The organism is Dyella caseinilytica (genome assembly GCF_016865235.1).
GTDB classification, from domain to species: Bacteria; Pseudomonadota; Gammaproteobacteria; order Xanthomonadales; family Rhodanobacteraceae; genus Dyella_B; species Dyella_B caseinilytica.
Genome location: NZ_CP064030.1, coordinates 4,088,562 through 4,103,505, shown reverse-complemented (window position 1 = coordinate 4,103,505; position 14,944 = coordinate 4,088,562). Strand labels below are relative to the sequence as shown.

The 14,944-nt window shown below is 58.4% G+C and carries 9 protein-coding genes; 3 read left to right on the top strand and 6 right to left on the bottom strand.

Features of this window, described 5'->3' with window-relative positions; all coding sequences use genetic code 11:
• Positions 1 to 23: 23 nt before the first annotated feature.
• From ISN74_RS18050 to ISN74_RS18035, 4 genes are all read right to left on the bottom strand, one after another.
• On the bottom strand, positions 24 to 3,197 hold the full coding sequence (locus ISN74_RS18050; protein ID WP_188800542.1) for a TonB-dependent receptor plug domain-containing protein: 3,174 nt from the start codon (positions 3,195 to 3,197) through the stop codon (positions 24 to 26).
• 366 nt (positions 3,198 to 3,563) lie between these two features.
• Positions 3,564 to 6,737 (bottom strand): TonB-dependent receptor plug domain-containing protein, encoded by a 3,174-nt coding sequence (locus ISN74_RS18045; protein WP_188800540.1) that lies wholly within the window; start codon positions 6,735 to 6,737, stop codon positions 3,564 to 3,566.
• A gap of 729 nt (positions 6,738 to 7,466) precedes the next feature.
• Positions 7,467 to 7,832 (bottom strand): hypothetical protein, encoded by a 366-nt coding sequence (locus tag ISN74_RS18040; RefSeq protein WP_188800538.1) that lies wholly within the window; start codon positions 7,830 to 7,832, stop codon positions 7,467 to 7,469.
• A 92-nt stretch (positions 7,833 to 7,924) separates the two neighbouring features.
• Positions 7,925 to 8,335: a hypothetical protein gene (locus tag ISN74_RS18035; RefSeq protein ID WP_188800536.1), complete on the bottom strand. Its 411-nt coding sequence runs from the start codon at positions 8,333 to 8,335 to the stop codon at positions 7,925 to 7,927.
• A 352-nt stretch (positions 8,336 to 8,687) separates the two neighbouring features.
• On the opposite strand from ISN74_RS18035, the gene ISN74_RS18030 reads away from it, so the two are divergent.
• Entirely contained in the window at positions 8,688 to 10,913 is a 2,226-nt protein-coding gene (locus ISN74_RS18030) for an NADP-dependent isocitrate dehydrogenase (protein WP_188800764.1), read from the top strand.
• Positions 10,914 to 11,091: 178 nt separating this feature from the next.
• Positions 11,092 to 12,159 (top strand): TraB/GumN family protein, encoded by a 1,068-nt coding sequence (locus ISN74_RS18025; protein WP_229679362.1) that lies wholly within the window; start codon positions 11,092 to 11,094, stop codon positions 12,157 to 12,159.
• A 99-nt stretch (positions 12,160 to 12,258) separates the two neighbouring features.
• Here ISN74_RS18025 and ISN74_RS18020 read toward each other — a convergent pair whose 3' ends face one another.
• Together ISN74_RS18020 and ISN74_RS18015 are read right to left on the bottom strand one after the other, a co-directional pair.
• A complete protein-coding gene (locus ISN74_RS18020) occupies positions 12,259 to 13,209 on the bottom strand; it encodes an aldo/keto reductase (protein WP_188800534.1) in 951 nt (316 codons plus the stop codon).
• Between the two features lie 82 nt (positions 13,210 to 13,291).
• Positions 13,292 to 13,474 (bottom strand): hypothetical protein, encoded by a 183-nt coding sequence (locus ISN74_RS18015; protein ID WP_188800531.1) that lies wholly within the window; start codon positions 13,472 to 13,474, stop codon positions 13,292 to 13,294.
• A gap of 99 nt (positions 13,475 to 13,573) precedes the next feature.
• Between ISN74_RS18015 and ISN74_RS18010 the strand changes: the two genes are divergently transcribed.
• Positions 13,574 to 14,497, top strand: coding sequence for a LysR substrate-binding domain-containing protein (locus ISN74_RS18010; RefSeq protein WP_188800529.1), 924 nt, complete (start codon positions 13,574 to 13,576; stop codon positions 14,495 to 14,497).
• Positions 14,498 to 14,944: the final 447 nt, after the last annotated feature.

Here is a 14,944-nt window from a genome sequence, read left to right as displayed (position 1 = left end):
CGCGATGTTGGATTCGAGCAGCATCAGAACAACTGCTGCGTGTACTTCAGGTAGATCACGCGGCCGATGTCATACGTCGGGTTGTACGCATACTGAGTGAAGCCATCGGTGCCGGTCGGGCCCAGCGGACCTACTGAGTCTCCCGCACCCACGTAAGACAGCGGAGCGTGGCGGTTGAAGACGTCCGTCGCGCCCACCGAGATCTGTCCCTTCCACGGTGCCTTCCAGCTGACCTGCAGATCGTTGAAGGCCAAGCCGCCCTGACGCTCCAGGCCGGGACCCTCGGTACCTCCTTGCACAACTCCGTTGGGGTCGCTGCAGGGGAAGTACATCTCCATGGCCGGTTCGTCCGAACGGCAGGCCTCGCGCAGCGATGAGTAGTAACGGACCGTCCAGGTAGCGCTGAAGCTCCTCCAGCTCCAATTGATGTTGGTCGTGTCGCGGAAGCGCCAGACCGGACCGAGAATCGGATCGTAGGTGCCCACGTTATAGGAGACGACCTGGGCACCAGGGCCGGACGTGGCTTCTTCATACAACGACGTGATGTAGGTGCCGGTGGTATCGATCTTGAACTTGCCCACCGGGGTATCCGGGAAGAGATAGCTCATTCCCAAGTCGATGCCGCGCTCATCCACGAAGCCTTCGTTGGTCACCGCTTGCAACAGGTTGATAACCTGACCCGTCGTAGCATTGCGCTGGAACTGATCGCATTGCTGCGTTTCACCCAGCACGTAGCAGTTGGTGAGAATGCTGTTTGCCGACGGTAGGGTGATGACGTTGTTCACACGGATGCGGTAGTAGTCCGCGTTGATGTTGAAGCCGGTGAACCAGCTCGGGCTGTACACAAAACCGAAGGTATAGCTCTTGGACGTTTCCGGCTTCAGATCCGCATTGGCGCCGGTGTAATACGGCGTGGTGCTTTGCGCGCCCGCAGAGCTTGTGATGGGCGAACCGGTCACGGTGGTCTGCGTAAAGCCCGGGCCTACACCCTTCAGATTACCGATGCCACTCAGGCAGCGTTGCTCGACGAGTGCGTTGGTGGCAGCAGCGCCGAAGTTGGTGTCGCACGGATCGGTGTAGGTGGTGAAGCTTTGCATCGTGCCGCCGTACAGGTTGGAAATCGAACCTGCGCGGAAGCCGGTGCCGTAGCTGGCGCGAACCAACAAGTCGTCGATCGGCTTATACGCGATCTTGTACGAGTTGTTATTGGTGGTGCCGAAGTTGGTGTAGTGCGACAAGCGGTGCGAGATGTCGATGTCAAACAACTGCGCGCCGGCCATGTCCTTCAGCAGCGGCAAGTTGACTTCGGCGTACGCTTCGTTGATGCCGTAAGAACCCGAACCTGGATTCTGCTGCAGGTTGGTGTTGAGGCCTTCTTGCGTATAGATATCAGGCGTCACACCGCCGGAGACGTCGCGATGATCGGCACCCACAGCGAAGGTCGCGTCGCCCGAACCCAGCGCATTGGGGAAGGTGAACATGTCCCCACTCAAGTTCGCCTGCACCTGACGCTGCTCGCTCCACGAATGCGTAAAGAAGTCGTAGTTGAGATAGTTGATCTCAGCCGGGCTGAGGCCACCTGAGCCGGAGAACACATTGATGGGTACGCAACCGACGATCACATTGCCGGGCGTGCCGCATTGCACCTGGCCGTTGGAACCCATGAAGGACGGTCCCAATGCTTCGTACAAATGCACCAGGTTCAGGTTGCCAGGGCCGCCGAAGTCCTGGATGTACTTGTAATCGCTATAACCGGCATCCCAATTGAACTCGTTCTCGCCGAGCGAGAAGTCGCCCTGCAAACCGGCACGGTAACCGTACTGCTTGATGTTGTTGACCGTGACACGGTCGGGGTCTGCCAACGGCAGCACGAAATCCAGACTGTTGCCGGGTAGCGGGTTGTAATAGCTATTGGGCGACACCGTCGGGAACCATGCGGAGCCGAGGCTGCCAGCAGGCAGGCCAAGGGCAGCGGCCAGATTTGCGCCATTGGCAGGTGTGCTCGAACTGATGCCATAACCGCCAGTTTCGATAGTGGAATTGTTGGTGTTGTAAGTGCCAGTGAAGACCGCGGTGATGTTGTCGGTGATCTTGTAATCACCCTTCAGGAAATACGAACGCAGGCGACTATTGGGCTGCAGCGTATTTTGATAGGCCTGATTCCCGTAATCGTTGGCGAAGGTGCCGCCGGGGTAGGGCGATGGATATTGAATGCCAGCCGCATCGGGATGGTAGTCGGCGATGTTGTTGCCGTTGCCACCCATGTTCACAATCATGGGAAGTGGACTCCCCGTCACCGGAGAAATGACTTGCCCCGGAATGACCGTCGGTGCGCCGGTGGCCGCATTGGTGCCGCCGATGATCTGGCCGTAATCCGATGCAATCGTACTTTGCGGATACTGTGGTACAGAGGCAGGAATATTCAGACCGTTCTTACTGAACCAGCCTTGGCTGGCCATGATCTGGTTGATGTTCTGCGCCGTGATGTTGAAGGTGAACGAACCGCGCGAGAACTTCTTGCCGCCGGTCAGGCTGAACTGGCTCTGCCTGCCGTAGTCGCCGGGCGAATAGTTGCTGTTGTAGGTATCGACGTAGAGGCCATCGATATTCTTGGTGTGAATGTTGATCACACCGGCGATCGCGTCCGAACCGTAAATCGATGACGCGCCGTCCTGCAGGATTTCCACGTTGTCGATCAGCGAGCTTGGCAGCGTGCTGAGGTCGGTCTGGCCGAAGATGTCGGTGGTATAGCGTTGGCCATCCACCAGGATCAGGGTGCGTGGCGCACCAAGACCGCGAAGGCTGGCGTACTGGCCGACGATATCGCCCAGCGCACTCGCCTGGCTTGTACCGGAAGAGCCTACCGAAGGTACGTTCTGCAGAATTTGACCGACGCTGACGAAGCCTTGCTGTTGTAGTGCTTCGTGCGAAAGCTCGGTGACGGGCTGTGCTGTTTCTACGTCCACACTGCGAATCAACGAACCGGTGACGGTGATACCTTGCAAGGTCACGGTCTTGTTGGTGTTGCTTGGCGCCGTGCCTGACGGCGTTTGCGAGTTGGTTTGGGGTGCCGTTGGGGCGGCGTTCTGTTGATTGGATGATGAGGTCTGCGCTACAGCGACCGTGGTCAGTGCACAGCTCCCCAAAACCAATGCTGTGCGTATCGCAAGCGCGATCCTTTGCTGCTGAATATTCAAGGTTGTACTCCCCAGGTTTGCGTGATGGTGATTACAAGCGCACTAGTCCCTTGCTTTTTGGCCATCTCTCCACCCACCGGCTTGCGTCGTGTGGGCGATCGCAATCCGTGGCGCACTCATACACGAAAATCACACAATAAATCGAGTGGCAAAGATTTTTTCTGGAATGCGGGAAAATTCAGAATAAAAATCAATAATTTATTGGCGTAAGTCTCGCGTAAGTAAGTAATCTGTTACGCGGGACACGTGTTGAAGGTGTGAAGAAGCACAAAAAAGGGCGCAGCTGAACGCTGCGCCCTTGGCCTGTTTTCTGGGGTTTTCAGCCATAAGCAGGGTGCTGAAAACACCCTGCCTGGTGGTGCTGGATCAGAACAACTGCTGGCTGTACTTCAGGTAGATCACGCGACCGATGTCGTATTCCGCGTTGTACGGATACTGCGTGTAACCATCGGTACCTTCCGGCCCCAGCGGACCGACGACGTTTCCTGCGCCGACATAGGACAGCGGAGCGCGGCGGTTGAAGATGTCCGTCGCACCCAGCGAGATCTGTCCCTTCCACGGTGCCTTCCAGCTGACCTGCAGATCGTTGAAGGCCAGGCCGCCCTGACGATACTCGCCGGCGCCCTCGGTACCGCCCTGTACAATCGCATTGGGATCGGTGCAGGGGAAGTACATGCCCATGGCCGGTTCGTCCGTACGGCAGGCCTCTTTCAGCGAGGAGTAATAGCGCAACGTCCAGGTGGCGCTGAAGTTGTTCCAACTCCAGTTGAGGTTGGCGGTGTCGCGGAAGCGCCACATCGGACCGAGGATCGGATCGTAGGTGCCCACGTTATAGGAGACGACCTGGGCACCAGGGCCGGACGTGGCTTCCTCATCCAGCGAAGAGATATAGGTGGCGGTGGTATCGATCTTGAATTTGCCCACCGGCGTATCCGGGAACAGATAGCCCATGCCAAAGTCGATGCCGCGCTCATCGACGAAGCCTTCGTTGGTCACCGCCTGCAGCAGGTTGATGACCTGACCCGTCGTGGCATTGCGCTGGAACTGATCGCATTGCTGCGTTTCACCCAACACATAGCAGTTGTTGAGAATGCTGTTCGCCGACGGCAGGGTGATGACGTTGTTCACACGGATGCGGTAGTAGTCCGCATTCACGTTGAAGCCCGTGAACCAGCTCGGGCTGTACACGAAGCCGAAGGTATAGCTCTTGGACGTTTCCGGCTTCAGGTTTGCATTGGCGCCAGTGAGGTAGGGCGTGGTGCTCTGCGCGCCAGCGTTGCTAGTGATGGATGTGCCGGTGACCGTGGTCTGCGTAAAGCCCGGGGCTACACCCTTCAGATTGCCGATACCGCTCAAGCAGCGTTGCTCGACGAGCGCGCTGCTAGCGGCCGCGCCGAAGTTGGTGTCGCACGGATCGGTGTAGGTGGTGAAGCTCTGCTCCAGACCGCCATACAGGTTGGAAACGGAACCTGCGCGGAAGCCGGTTCCGTAGCTGGCGCGAACCAACAAGTCATCGATCGGCTTGTAAGCGATCTTGTACGAGTTGTTATTAGTGGTGCCGAAGTTGCTGTAATGCGACAAGCGATGTGAGATGTCGAAGTCCAGCAACTGCGCGCCAGCCATGTCCTTGAGCAGTGGCAGGTTGACTTCGGCGTACGCTTCGTTGATGCCGTAAGAACCCGAGCCCGGATTCTCCTGCAGGTTGGTGTTGAGGCCTTCCTGCGTGTAGTAATCAGGCGTCACGCCGCCGGAGACGTCGCGATGATCGCCGCCGATGGCGAAGGTCGCATCGCCCGCACCCAACGCATTGGGGAAGGTGAACATGTCCCCGCTCAAGTTGGCCTGCACCTGGCGCTGCTCGCTCCAGGAGTGCGTGAAGGTATTGATGTTGAGATAGTTGATCTCAGCCGGAGTGAGGCCACCTGAGCCTGAGAACACATTGAGAGGTACGCAACCGGCGATCACATTGCCCGGCGTACCGCATTGCACTTGACCGTTGGAGCCCATGAAGGACGGACCCAGGGCCTCGTACACATGCACCAGGTTCAAGTTGCCGGGGCCACCCGAATCCTGGATGTACTTGTAATCGCTGTAACCGGCATCCCAGTTGAACTCGTTCTCGCCGAGCGAGAAATCACCTTCCAGACCGAGACGGAAACCGTACTGCTTAATGTTGTTGACCGAGACGCGATCCGGTTGTGCCAGCGGCAGGTTGAAGCTGACGGTATTGCCGGGTAGCGGGTTGTAGTAGCTGTTAGGCGAAATTACCGGAAACCAGGCGGAACCGAGGCTGCCGGCCGGCAAGCCCAACGCTGCGGCCAGGTTGGGGCCATTGGCGGGCGTCAGCGAATTGAGGCCGTAACCACCGATATAGGTACTGGAATTGTTGGTGTTGTAGGTGCCCGTGAACACCGCCTTGATGTTGTCGGTGATCTTGTAATCACCCTTCAGGAAATACGAACGCAGGCGGCTATTGGGCTGCAGCGTATTTTGATAGGCCTGATTACCGTAATCGTTGGCGAAGGAGCCACCGGCATAGGGCGATGGATATTGAACGCCTACCGCATCGGGATGGAAGTCGGCGATGTTGTTGCCGTTGCCGCCCATATTCACAACCATGGGCAACAGGGAGTTGTTGACCGGAGAGAAGACTTGTCCCGGGATGGCTATCGGCCCGTTGGGACCGGTTGCGCCGATGAGCTGGCCGTAATCCGATGGCCCCGTGCTTTGCGGATACTGCGGCACGGTGGCAGGAATTCCGAGCCCATTCTTACTGAACCAGCCTTGGCTGGCCATGATCTGGTTGATGTTCTGCGCGGTCACGTTGAAGGTGAACGAGCCACGCGAGAACTTCTTGCCGCCGGTCAGGCTGAACTGGCTCTGCTTGCCGTAGTTACCCGGCTGATACGTGCTGTTGTAGGTATCGACGTAGAGACCATCCACATTCTTGGTGTGGATGTTGATCACGCCTGCGATGGCGTCGGAACCGTAGATCGACGACGCGCCGTCCTGCAGGATTTCTACGTTGTCGATCAGCGAGCTGGGCAGCGTGCTGAGGTCGGTCTGACCGAAGATGTCAGTGGTGTAGCGTTCGCCATCGACGAGGATCAGTGTGCGCGGCGCGCCGAGGCCACGAAGGCTGGCGTACTGGCCAACGATATTGCCCAGCGCACTCGCCTGGCTGGTACCGGAGGAGCCTACCGAAGGCACGTTCTGCAGAATCGAGCCGACGCTGACGAAGCCTTGCTGTTGCAGCGCTTCATGCGAAAGTTCGGTGACGGGCTGTGCCGTTTCCACGTCCACGCTGCGGATCAACGAACCGGTGACGGTGATGCCCTGCAGGGTCACGGTCTTGTTGGTTGTCGGCGCGGTGCCGCTTTGTGTTTGTGCGCTTGGCGAAGCGGTTTGAGCGTTCGACGACGCGGGCGCCTGCTGATCGGAAGACGAGGTCTGCGCTGCGGCGATAGTGGCTAAGGTACAGCCTCCCAAAACCAATGCTGTACGAATCGCAAGCGCGATTCTCTGCTGCTGAATATTCAAGGTCGTACTCCCCAGAATTTACGTGATAGTGATTACACGTGTACCAACTACATTCCTTTTGAATAACGTCGTGACGAGGTTGCGCTGTGTGGGCAGACGCAGCCGGGTCATATTCATATACGAAAAACAAACTAAAAATCGAGTGTCAAAAGGTCGATTTCATTATTTATTGACAAAAAAGTTTCAAATGGCATGACTAATTGTCAGGTATAAGAAAGCTATATATGAAAATCGATTTGTCACTCAAGGCTTCATAAAGTCGAAAATCCATGACTAAAGTCATATATAACCACCCGTTATTCGTGATTGGGTCGTGGGCTCAATAAAAAAGGCGCGGCTGTGCCGCGCCCGTAGGTTTCATGTAAGCATTCGGCAGAATGCGTTGGAGCATTCTGCCGTGCCGTAAGCCGGCTTAAAAAAACTTCTGCGTGTATTTGAGATAGACCAGCGACCCGTGTCATGCAGTGGTTGTACGGATACTGGCTGAAGCTGTCGGTGCCAGTTGGGCCTGGCTGGTCGGCGATGTCGTGCCGCCACATCCGCGAAATGAAATCCATGCGTGCGTGGCAGGGTGCGCAGAAGGTTGCTGAGCTCAACACGCCGGAGGTATGTCGAAGCGCAAAAATATGCCAGATGCCGGAAAAAGCTTCAGTCGTATAGCCGGCTCTTAACTAAGACGAGCGTAACCATTCCCCAGTGCAAAGCTGTGCGCGATTTGCATGCAGGCGATCAGAGTCGTGTCACCATTTCGATATGCAGCAGATCCCCGCAAATATCGCGCAATCGCGTAAGCAGAATGTGTCGATGTGCAGCCACTTCCGCAGGTAGTCGCCCGATGCCATGGAATTCGGCGCAGCGCAGCGCCGCCTGATAGGCGAGCAAGGGACCGGGCACTTCGGAGCGGCGCTGTGCGTCGCCTTGCCATAACACCGCCACCCAGCCTTCTTCGCGTTCGGCGGAAGATTCATCAACGGGCATCAGCAAGGTGCCATCCATCAGCGACAGTGCGCAGTCGCATCCATCAGCAAACTGAAACGTATACAGCGGCATCAGCTCGGCGACGTAGTCGACGATGCGTTGACTCAATCCGTTCATGCGGCTCCCCGTGGCATGCGCAGCGCCGGAATACTAACCGGACTTGCTGCCATAAACATGCTTCGCCGCGACGAAACAGGGAGGTCGGCCCATTATTGGCCGTTGGTGATCGATTTCAGCGTCGCCAGATCGGCGTCGGTCAAGCGGCGCATCAGCGGCGCCAAGCGATGCCCGTAGTGGAGATAAGCGGTCGCGGCGCCGTCTTCACGCTGATAGATCAGCAAATTCGAATCCTGGCCTTCCGCATTCTGCAGATGTATCTGCATGCTGGGATGCTCCGGCTCATCAAGGGTGAGGCCGGACCAGTCGTTGCGCACATTGATCCAGTTCGACAGCGCCGTGAGTTGCGCCGCCGTCAGCGGTCGTCCAACGGTGTCAGCCTCTGTGGGCGCGACGCTCACTTGTGCCGAGGTAAAATGGCGCAAGTCCATGGACTGGTCGGCACAACCGACAAGCCCCAGCAGACCGATCACGGCAATGATGGAGGCGACACGCGTGGACATGGTGATCCCCTGGCAAAGTGAAGCTGGTGCTGACCGCAATGTCTAGCTTGCAGCGAAAGCGGCTGCAAGTCCCTGCGGAGCGTGGCTTTGTACGCAAGCGTACGTTTGAGTCTGGAGCCGGGCAAGGGCTTGGATTCCAGGAACTCGTCCCAAGATTCTTACGCCACGTTGCCCCGTCATGCAGAGCGCGATGGCTATCCTGAAAGCTCCTTATGACAGAACCGTGTCGCTTTCACCTCAGGGATGAAAACGCGACAATGGGGGGCTTTCGCGGATGCTTCGCCTCCCCAGGCAGCGTCCGGCGGCCGCGCCCTAATTGAATATGCCGTAGCCACAGAGGCCCATGCAGACCATGTCCCAAACGCCAAAGATCATCTATACGCTGACCGACGAGGCCCCGTATCTCGCCACGCATTCCTTGCTGCCGATCGTCGATGCTTACACCAGCACCGCGGGCATCAAGGTGGAAACGCGCGACATTTCCCTCGCCGGCCGCATCCTGGCGCAGTTTCCGGACATCCTGAAAGACAACCAGAAGATTGCTGACGACCTGACCGAACTGGGTGAGCTGGCCACCACGCCGGACGCCAATATCATCAAGCTGCCCAACATTAGCGCCTCCATGCCGCAGCTGAAGGCCGCGATCAAGGAGTTGCAATCGCAGGGTTATGCCTTGCCGGATTACCCCGAAGAGCCCAAGGACGTCAGCGACTGGAACGTGCGTGCGCGCTACGACAAGGTGAAGGGCAGCGCGGTCAATCCAGTGTTGCGCGAAGGCAATTCCGATCGCCGCGCGCCGCCGTCGGTGAAGAACTACGCTCGCAAGCATCCGCACAAAATGGGCGCCTGGAGTGCCGATTCCAAAACCCACGTTGCGCACATGGAAAGCGGCGATTTTTACGGTAGCGAAAAATCCACCGTCGTCGAACAGCCCACCGTCGCCAAGATCGAATGGCTTGGCAAGGATGGCAGCAGCAAGGTCCTGAAAGAGAAGACCAACCTCACTGCAGGCGAAATCATCGACGCCGCCGTGATGAGCAAGAAGGCGCTGGCCAGCTTTGTCGACAAGCAGATCGACGATGCGAAGAAGCAAGGCGTGCTGTTCTCGCTGCACTTGAAGGCCACCATGATGAAGGTCTCCGACCCCATCATGTTCGGCGACGTCGTCAACGAGTTCTACAAAGACGTGCTGGCCAAACACGCCGACACGCTCAAGAGCATCGGCTTCAACCCGAACAACGGCATCGGTGATCTGTACGCCCGCATCGGTTCGCTGCCGGCGGACAAGCAGGCCGAAATCAAGGCCGATGTCGATGCCGAATATGCCAAGCGCCCGGCGCTGGCCATGGTGAATTCCGACAAGGGCATCACCAATCTGCATGTGCCCAGCGACGTCATCATTGACGCTTCCATGCCGGCGATGATCCGCGACTCCGGCAAGATGTGGAATGCCGAGGGCAAGCTGCAGGACACCAAGGCCGTGATTCCGGATCGCAGCTATGCGGGTGTTTATCAGGCAGTGATCGAGGACTGCAAAGCGCATGGCTCCTACGACCCCGCCACCATGGGCAGCGTGCCTAACGTCGGTTTGATGGCGCAGGCGGCCGAAGAATACGGTTCGCACGACAAGACCTTCCAGATCGCAGGCGAAGGCGTGGTGCGCGTCACCGACGCCAATGGCAAGGTGCTGCTCGAGCAGAACGTGGAAACCGGCGACATCTGGCGCATGTGCCAGACCAAGGATGCGCCAGTACAGGACTGGGTGAAGCTGGCTGTGACTCGCGCGCGCTTGAGCAACACGCCAGCGGTGTTCTGGCTGGACAAGCATCGCGCCCACGATGCGCAGATCATCGCCAAGGTCGAGCGCTACCTGAAGGATCACGACACCAGCGGTCTGGATATCCGCACGCTGTCGCCAGTCGACGCCACCACGTTCTCGCTGGAACGTATCCGCAAGGGCCAGGACACCATCTCGGTCACCGGCAACGTGCTGCGTGATTACCTCACCGACCTGTTCCCGATCATGGAGCTGGGCACCAGCGCCAAGATGCTCTCCATCGTGCCGCTGATGGCCGGTGGTGGCTTGTTCGAAACTGGTGCTGGCGGTTCCGCGCCCAAGCACGTGCAGCAGTTCCTGGAAGAGAACTGCCTGCGCTGGGATTCGCTTGGTGAATTCCTGGCGCTCGCCGCCTCGTTGGAACACCTTGCCAACCGCTACGACAACGCCCCGGCACGCGTGCTCGCCAAGACGCTGGACCAGGCTAACGGCAAGTTCCTCGATAACAACAAGTCACCTGCGCGCAAGGTCGGTGAACTCGACAACCGCGGCAGCCACTTCTATCTGGCCATGTATTGGGCACAGGCCCTGGCCGAGCAGAACGACGATGCCGCGTTGAAGGCCAAGTTTGTCCCGCTTGCCAAGGCGTTGACCGAGAATGAAGCCAAGATTGTCGGCGAATTGAACGGTGCGCAGGGCAAGGCCATCGATATCCATGGCTACTACCATCCGGATACCGGGCTGGTAACCGAGGCGATGCGGCCGAGTGAGACGTTCAACAAGGCTCTTGCTGCGTTGTAAGTAAAGCAGGTTGCTAGATCGGAAAGGGGCCTTTCGGGCCCCTTTCTCGTGGAGGATGGCGTGAAACGTTCTTGTGCAAGACTTGTGGCAGGTATGGGAACGTGGTCCTGTTCATGCGGTCCTTAGAACCATGAAGTGGCTGTCGTTTCGTTTATCGGCGATCCAGGAGCAATCACGCGTGCGTATCCCCATGGTTCTAGGCCTGCTGTTTTTTTCTGCGATCTCGCCCGCATGGGCTCAATCAGAGCCGGCGGCGTCAAGCAGCGCCCCATCATCGTCAAGTGCCAACGCGCCACTGCTGCCAGCGGTGACGGTGAGTGGCGTGCAGCCGGGGCCGGGGCTGTGGAAGGTGAGCAAGGGCGATCACGTCATGTGGGTGCTTGGTGTGCTGACGCCGCTGCCCCGGGGCATGGAGTGGCATTCGGCGGACGTGGAGCAAGTACTTGCGCATTCCCAGGAGCTGTTGGAATTGCCGCAGGCCGATGTGAAGGCGAACGTGGGATTTTTCGGCAAGCTCATGCTGCTGCCGTCGGCGTACAGCGCGCGTAAGAATCCGGATGGCGCCAACTTGCAGCAGATTCTGCCGCCGGACATGTACGCGCGATGGGAAGTGCTGAAGCAACAGTATTTCGGCAATGACAGCAGCATCGAATACTGGCGTCCGATCTTTGCTGCGCTGAAGTTGTACAAGAAGGCGCTCGACAAGGCCGGACTCACCAACGCCAACGATGTCAGCAAAACGGTGCAGAGTATGGCCGACGCTCACGGCGTGAAGCGCGTGCCGCTGAAATATCAGTTGGTGATCGAACACCCGCGCGATGCGCTGCAATCCATCAAGCAAACCAACCTGCATGATGTCAGCTGCTTCAACCAGACCTTGAACGTGGTGCAGAACGAGATGGGGGCGTTGACCCAGCGGGCGAACGCCTGGTCGACGGGGGATATCCACGCCTTGCAACGTTTTGCGTTGAATGACCGCTACGAGTCCTGTGTGGATGCGGTGCTCAATGCCGGTTTCGCTCAGGAACTCGGATTGCACGATTTGCCGCAACATATTGAAGACATGTGGCTTAAGGCGGCGCAGGACGCACTGGCCCGCAATGCGCAGACGTTTGCGGTGCTGCAGATGAACGATGTCCTGGCGCCGGATGGTTATTTGGCGCATCTGAAGGCCCAGGGGTATACGGTGCAGTCGCCGGATGAGCTTGAGCAGAATGAAGCTGATCAGAGCGAACCCGGTAAGTAATGCGCCTTTTCACCGCCGGCGGCATTAGAGGCAACAACTGTGAGCCGTGAGCGCGCTACGCACCATGGTCGTGGTGCGTAGCGCTTGGCCACGCAAATGTCAGAAACCTATGCTGGCGTCATCGAGCGCGGCAACTTCATTCGGTGTCAGCGACAATTTTGCCGCGCCGAAAAGCTCCTGCAGTTGTTCAACGCTGGTCGCGCTGGCAATGGGCGCGGTAATGCCAGGGCGGGTCATCAACCATGCCAGTGCGACTTGTGCAGGTGTCGCCTTGTGTGCTGCGGCAATCTCGTCCAGTGCGGCGAGCACCTTCAATCCCTTGGGATTGAGGTACTTTTTCACTGAACCGCCACGTGCATGGCTCTTGGCCAGATCCGCGTCGCTGCGATACTTGCCGCTCAGGAAGCCGCTGGCGAGCGCGTAGTAGTTGATCACGCCAATGCCTTCCTCGCGGATCAACGGCTCCAGTTCTTTCTCATAGCTGCTGCGGCTGACCAGGTTGTATTCCGGTTGCAGGCTTTCGTAGCGCGGCAGGTTGTGTTCCTTCGATACTTTCAGCGCCTCGGCGAATCGGTCGGCGTTGTAGTTGGAGGCGCCGATGACGCGTACCTTGCCTTGCTCGATCAGGCGCGCGAAAGCGCCGAGCGTTTCGCTCAAAGGCACCGTGGCATCGTCCGCATGCGATTGATACAGATCGATACGATCGGTCTGCAGGCGCTGGAGCGAACCTTCAACCGCTTCGTGAATGTTCATGGGCGAGAGGCCGGTGTGCTCCACCCATTTGCCGACTTTGGTGGCGATGACCACCTTGTCGCGCTTGCCGCTGCGCTTGAGCCACTTGCCGATGATGGTTTCCGATTCGCCGCCGCGATTGCCGGGAGCCCATGCGGAATAGACATCTGCGGTATCGATCAGATTGAAGCCGGCGTCGACGAAGGCATCGAGCAGTTCAAAGGAACGTTGTTCGTCCACGCTCCAGCCGAACACGTTGCCGCCGAAGGCGAGGGGAGCGACGGAAAGGCTGGAGCGGCCCAGTTGACGGTGCTGCATGGAGAGATCCTCGAATGGCGGGGATGGATGTGCCGGGGTTTCAGCACATGATCTCTCCGAGGTAGGTCCCTGTCAGCCGTAATCAAGCCGGGCTGGGGGTGCAGTCCGGCTGGTGTTCCGTGCAAGTGGGCAACGGCAATTGGGCGACGTCCACTTCCACCTGCCCAGTCTTGCAGCGACAGGCCGGCGCATCCGGGCGCCATGCCAGCTTGGTAGGGGTGGCATGGCCATGAAGGAACAGCAAATCGACCCATGGCGAACGCATGGCGGGTTCCTGATCGGTGTTGGGGTGTGCTCAAGGTAATGGGGGTCCCTGGCAGGCAAAAGCGATATATTTACAAGGCAGGTTTGAGGGATATTCAAGATGAGCAGGGTTCCACTCAGTCTTTTGCAGCAATTCGTACAAGTGGCGCGACTGGGTAATCTGTCGCGCGCTGCCGCGCAGGCCAACCTTACCGTCAGCGCGCTGAGTCATCAGATGCGCCAGCTGGAAGACCGGCTTGAGCGACGCCTCTTCGAACGTGGTCCTCGCGGCGTGACCTTGACCGTTGAAGGTTGCGGCCTGCTCGAAGCCGTCGGCGAACATTTCGACGGCATCGAACACGCATTGTCGCGTTACCGCGAGCGGCGTCATGACGCGCTTACCCTCAGTGCCAGTCCCGGCATCATCTCCAGCTGGCTTATGCCGCGCTTACCCCGCCTGCTTGCCGGACATCCGGAGTTGGAGCTCAATCTGCAGTCGAGTTCCGCACTGGTGAATTTCGAACGGGAAGCGGTGGACGCCGCCGTTCGCTACGGAAAAGGCGCATGGCAGGGGCTGCGCAGTGAACGCCTGTTTGGAGAATGGATCGCTCCGGTGGCGGCACCGGAGCTGGTCGAACGCATGGCTGGTGCCGACCCGCTCGACCTCGCGAGTTGGCCATTGCTCGGCGACCCCAACCCGAACAATCGCTGGAACGATTGGTTTGCCCACTACGGCGGCAAGTTGCCTCGTCGCTATGTAGCGCATGTGGACACGGTGGACGCCTTGCGTCATGCCGCGCTTGAAGGGCTTGGCGTGGCGATGGGCCGTCTGGTGACGTCCAAGTCGCTGATCGACGCAGGCAGATTGGTGGTACTGGGCGACCGTTACTTGCCCGTCGCCGAGCCGGAGGCGTATTACCTCGTTTACCCGCCGCGCTCGGAAGATCATCGTGGCATGAGCACGTTTCGCGAATGGCTGCTTGAAGAGGCTGATGCGTATTGCCAGCAAATACCGCAGCTAAAGCGTGGTGAAGCAGCGGCTTAGCGAGATCCGGCATGCAGCGGAAATGACGACGTCGAACTGACCCTGTGGCAGCGTTCAGTCGACCTCTGTAGGGTGAGGTTTGTCCTGGCGCAGTGGGCGGTGCTGGTGGCTTAGGCTTCTAGAAGGCCAAAACCAGATGTCACTGTGTTTGAGCCACGATAGTGAGCGGCGTGATTCACGGATCCTGAACACTTCCGTCACACAAAATACGGCTGGGTGCCCGCTGCAAACAGACGGGCGATCGTGAATGTGTCCCCGCCGAGTGCTATTTGCCGAATATGTGCATACCATGCCAGGCGCAGTGTTCCAATACATACCGATGCTTTGTTTCGGGCTGGTCGACGGTAACTCCGCTTTTTGCTTACATGCCACGGGGGTGGTTTGTGCAGATGACGGCCGTCAACGATGCGTGCAATGAGGGATTGAAGGCATGTGATCTCATGACTC

What these genes read in the sequence shown, in the direction of transcription:
- ISN74_RS18040 (WP_188800538.1), bottom strand. Translation starts at nt 7,832, where the DNA reads ATGAACGGATTGAGTCAACGCATCGTCGACTACGTCGCCGAGCTGATG.
- ISN74_RS18035 (WP_188800536.1), bottom strand. Translation starts at nt 8,335, where the DNA reads ATGTCCACGCGTGTCGCCTCCATCATTGCCGTGATCGGTCTGCTGGGG.
- ISN74_RS18030 (WP_188800764.1), top strand. Translation starts at nt 8,688, where the DNA reads ATGTCCCAAACGCCAAAGATCATCTATACGCTGACCGACGAGGCCCCG.
- ISN74_RS18020 (WP_188800534.1), bottom strand. Translation starts at nt 13,209, where the DNA reads ATGCAGCACCGTCAACTGGGCCGCTCCAGCCTTTCCGTCGCTCCCCTC.
- ISN74_RS18015 (WP_188800531.1), bottom strand. Translation starts at nt 13,474, where the DNA reads ATGCGTTCGCCATGGGTCGATTTGCTGTTCCTTCATGGCCATGCCACC.
- ISN74_RS18010 (WP_188800529.1), top strand. Translation starts at nt 13,574, where the DNA reads ATGAGCAGGGTTCCACTCAGTCTTTTGCAGCAATTCGTACAAGTGGCG.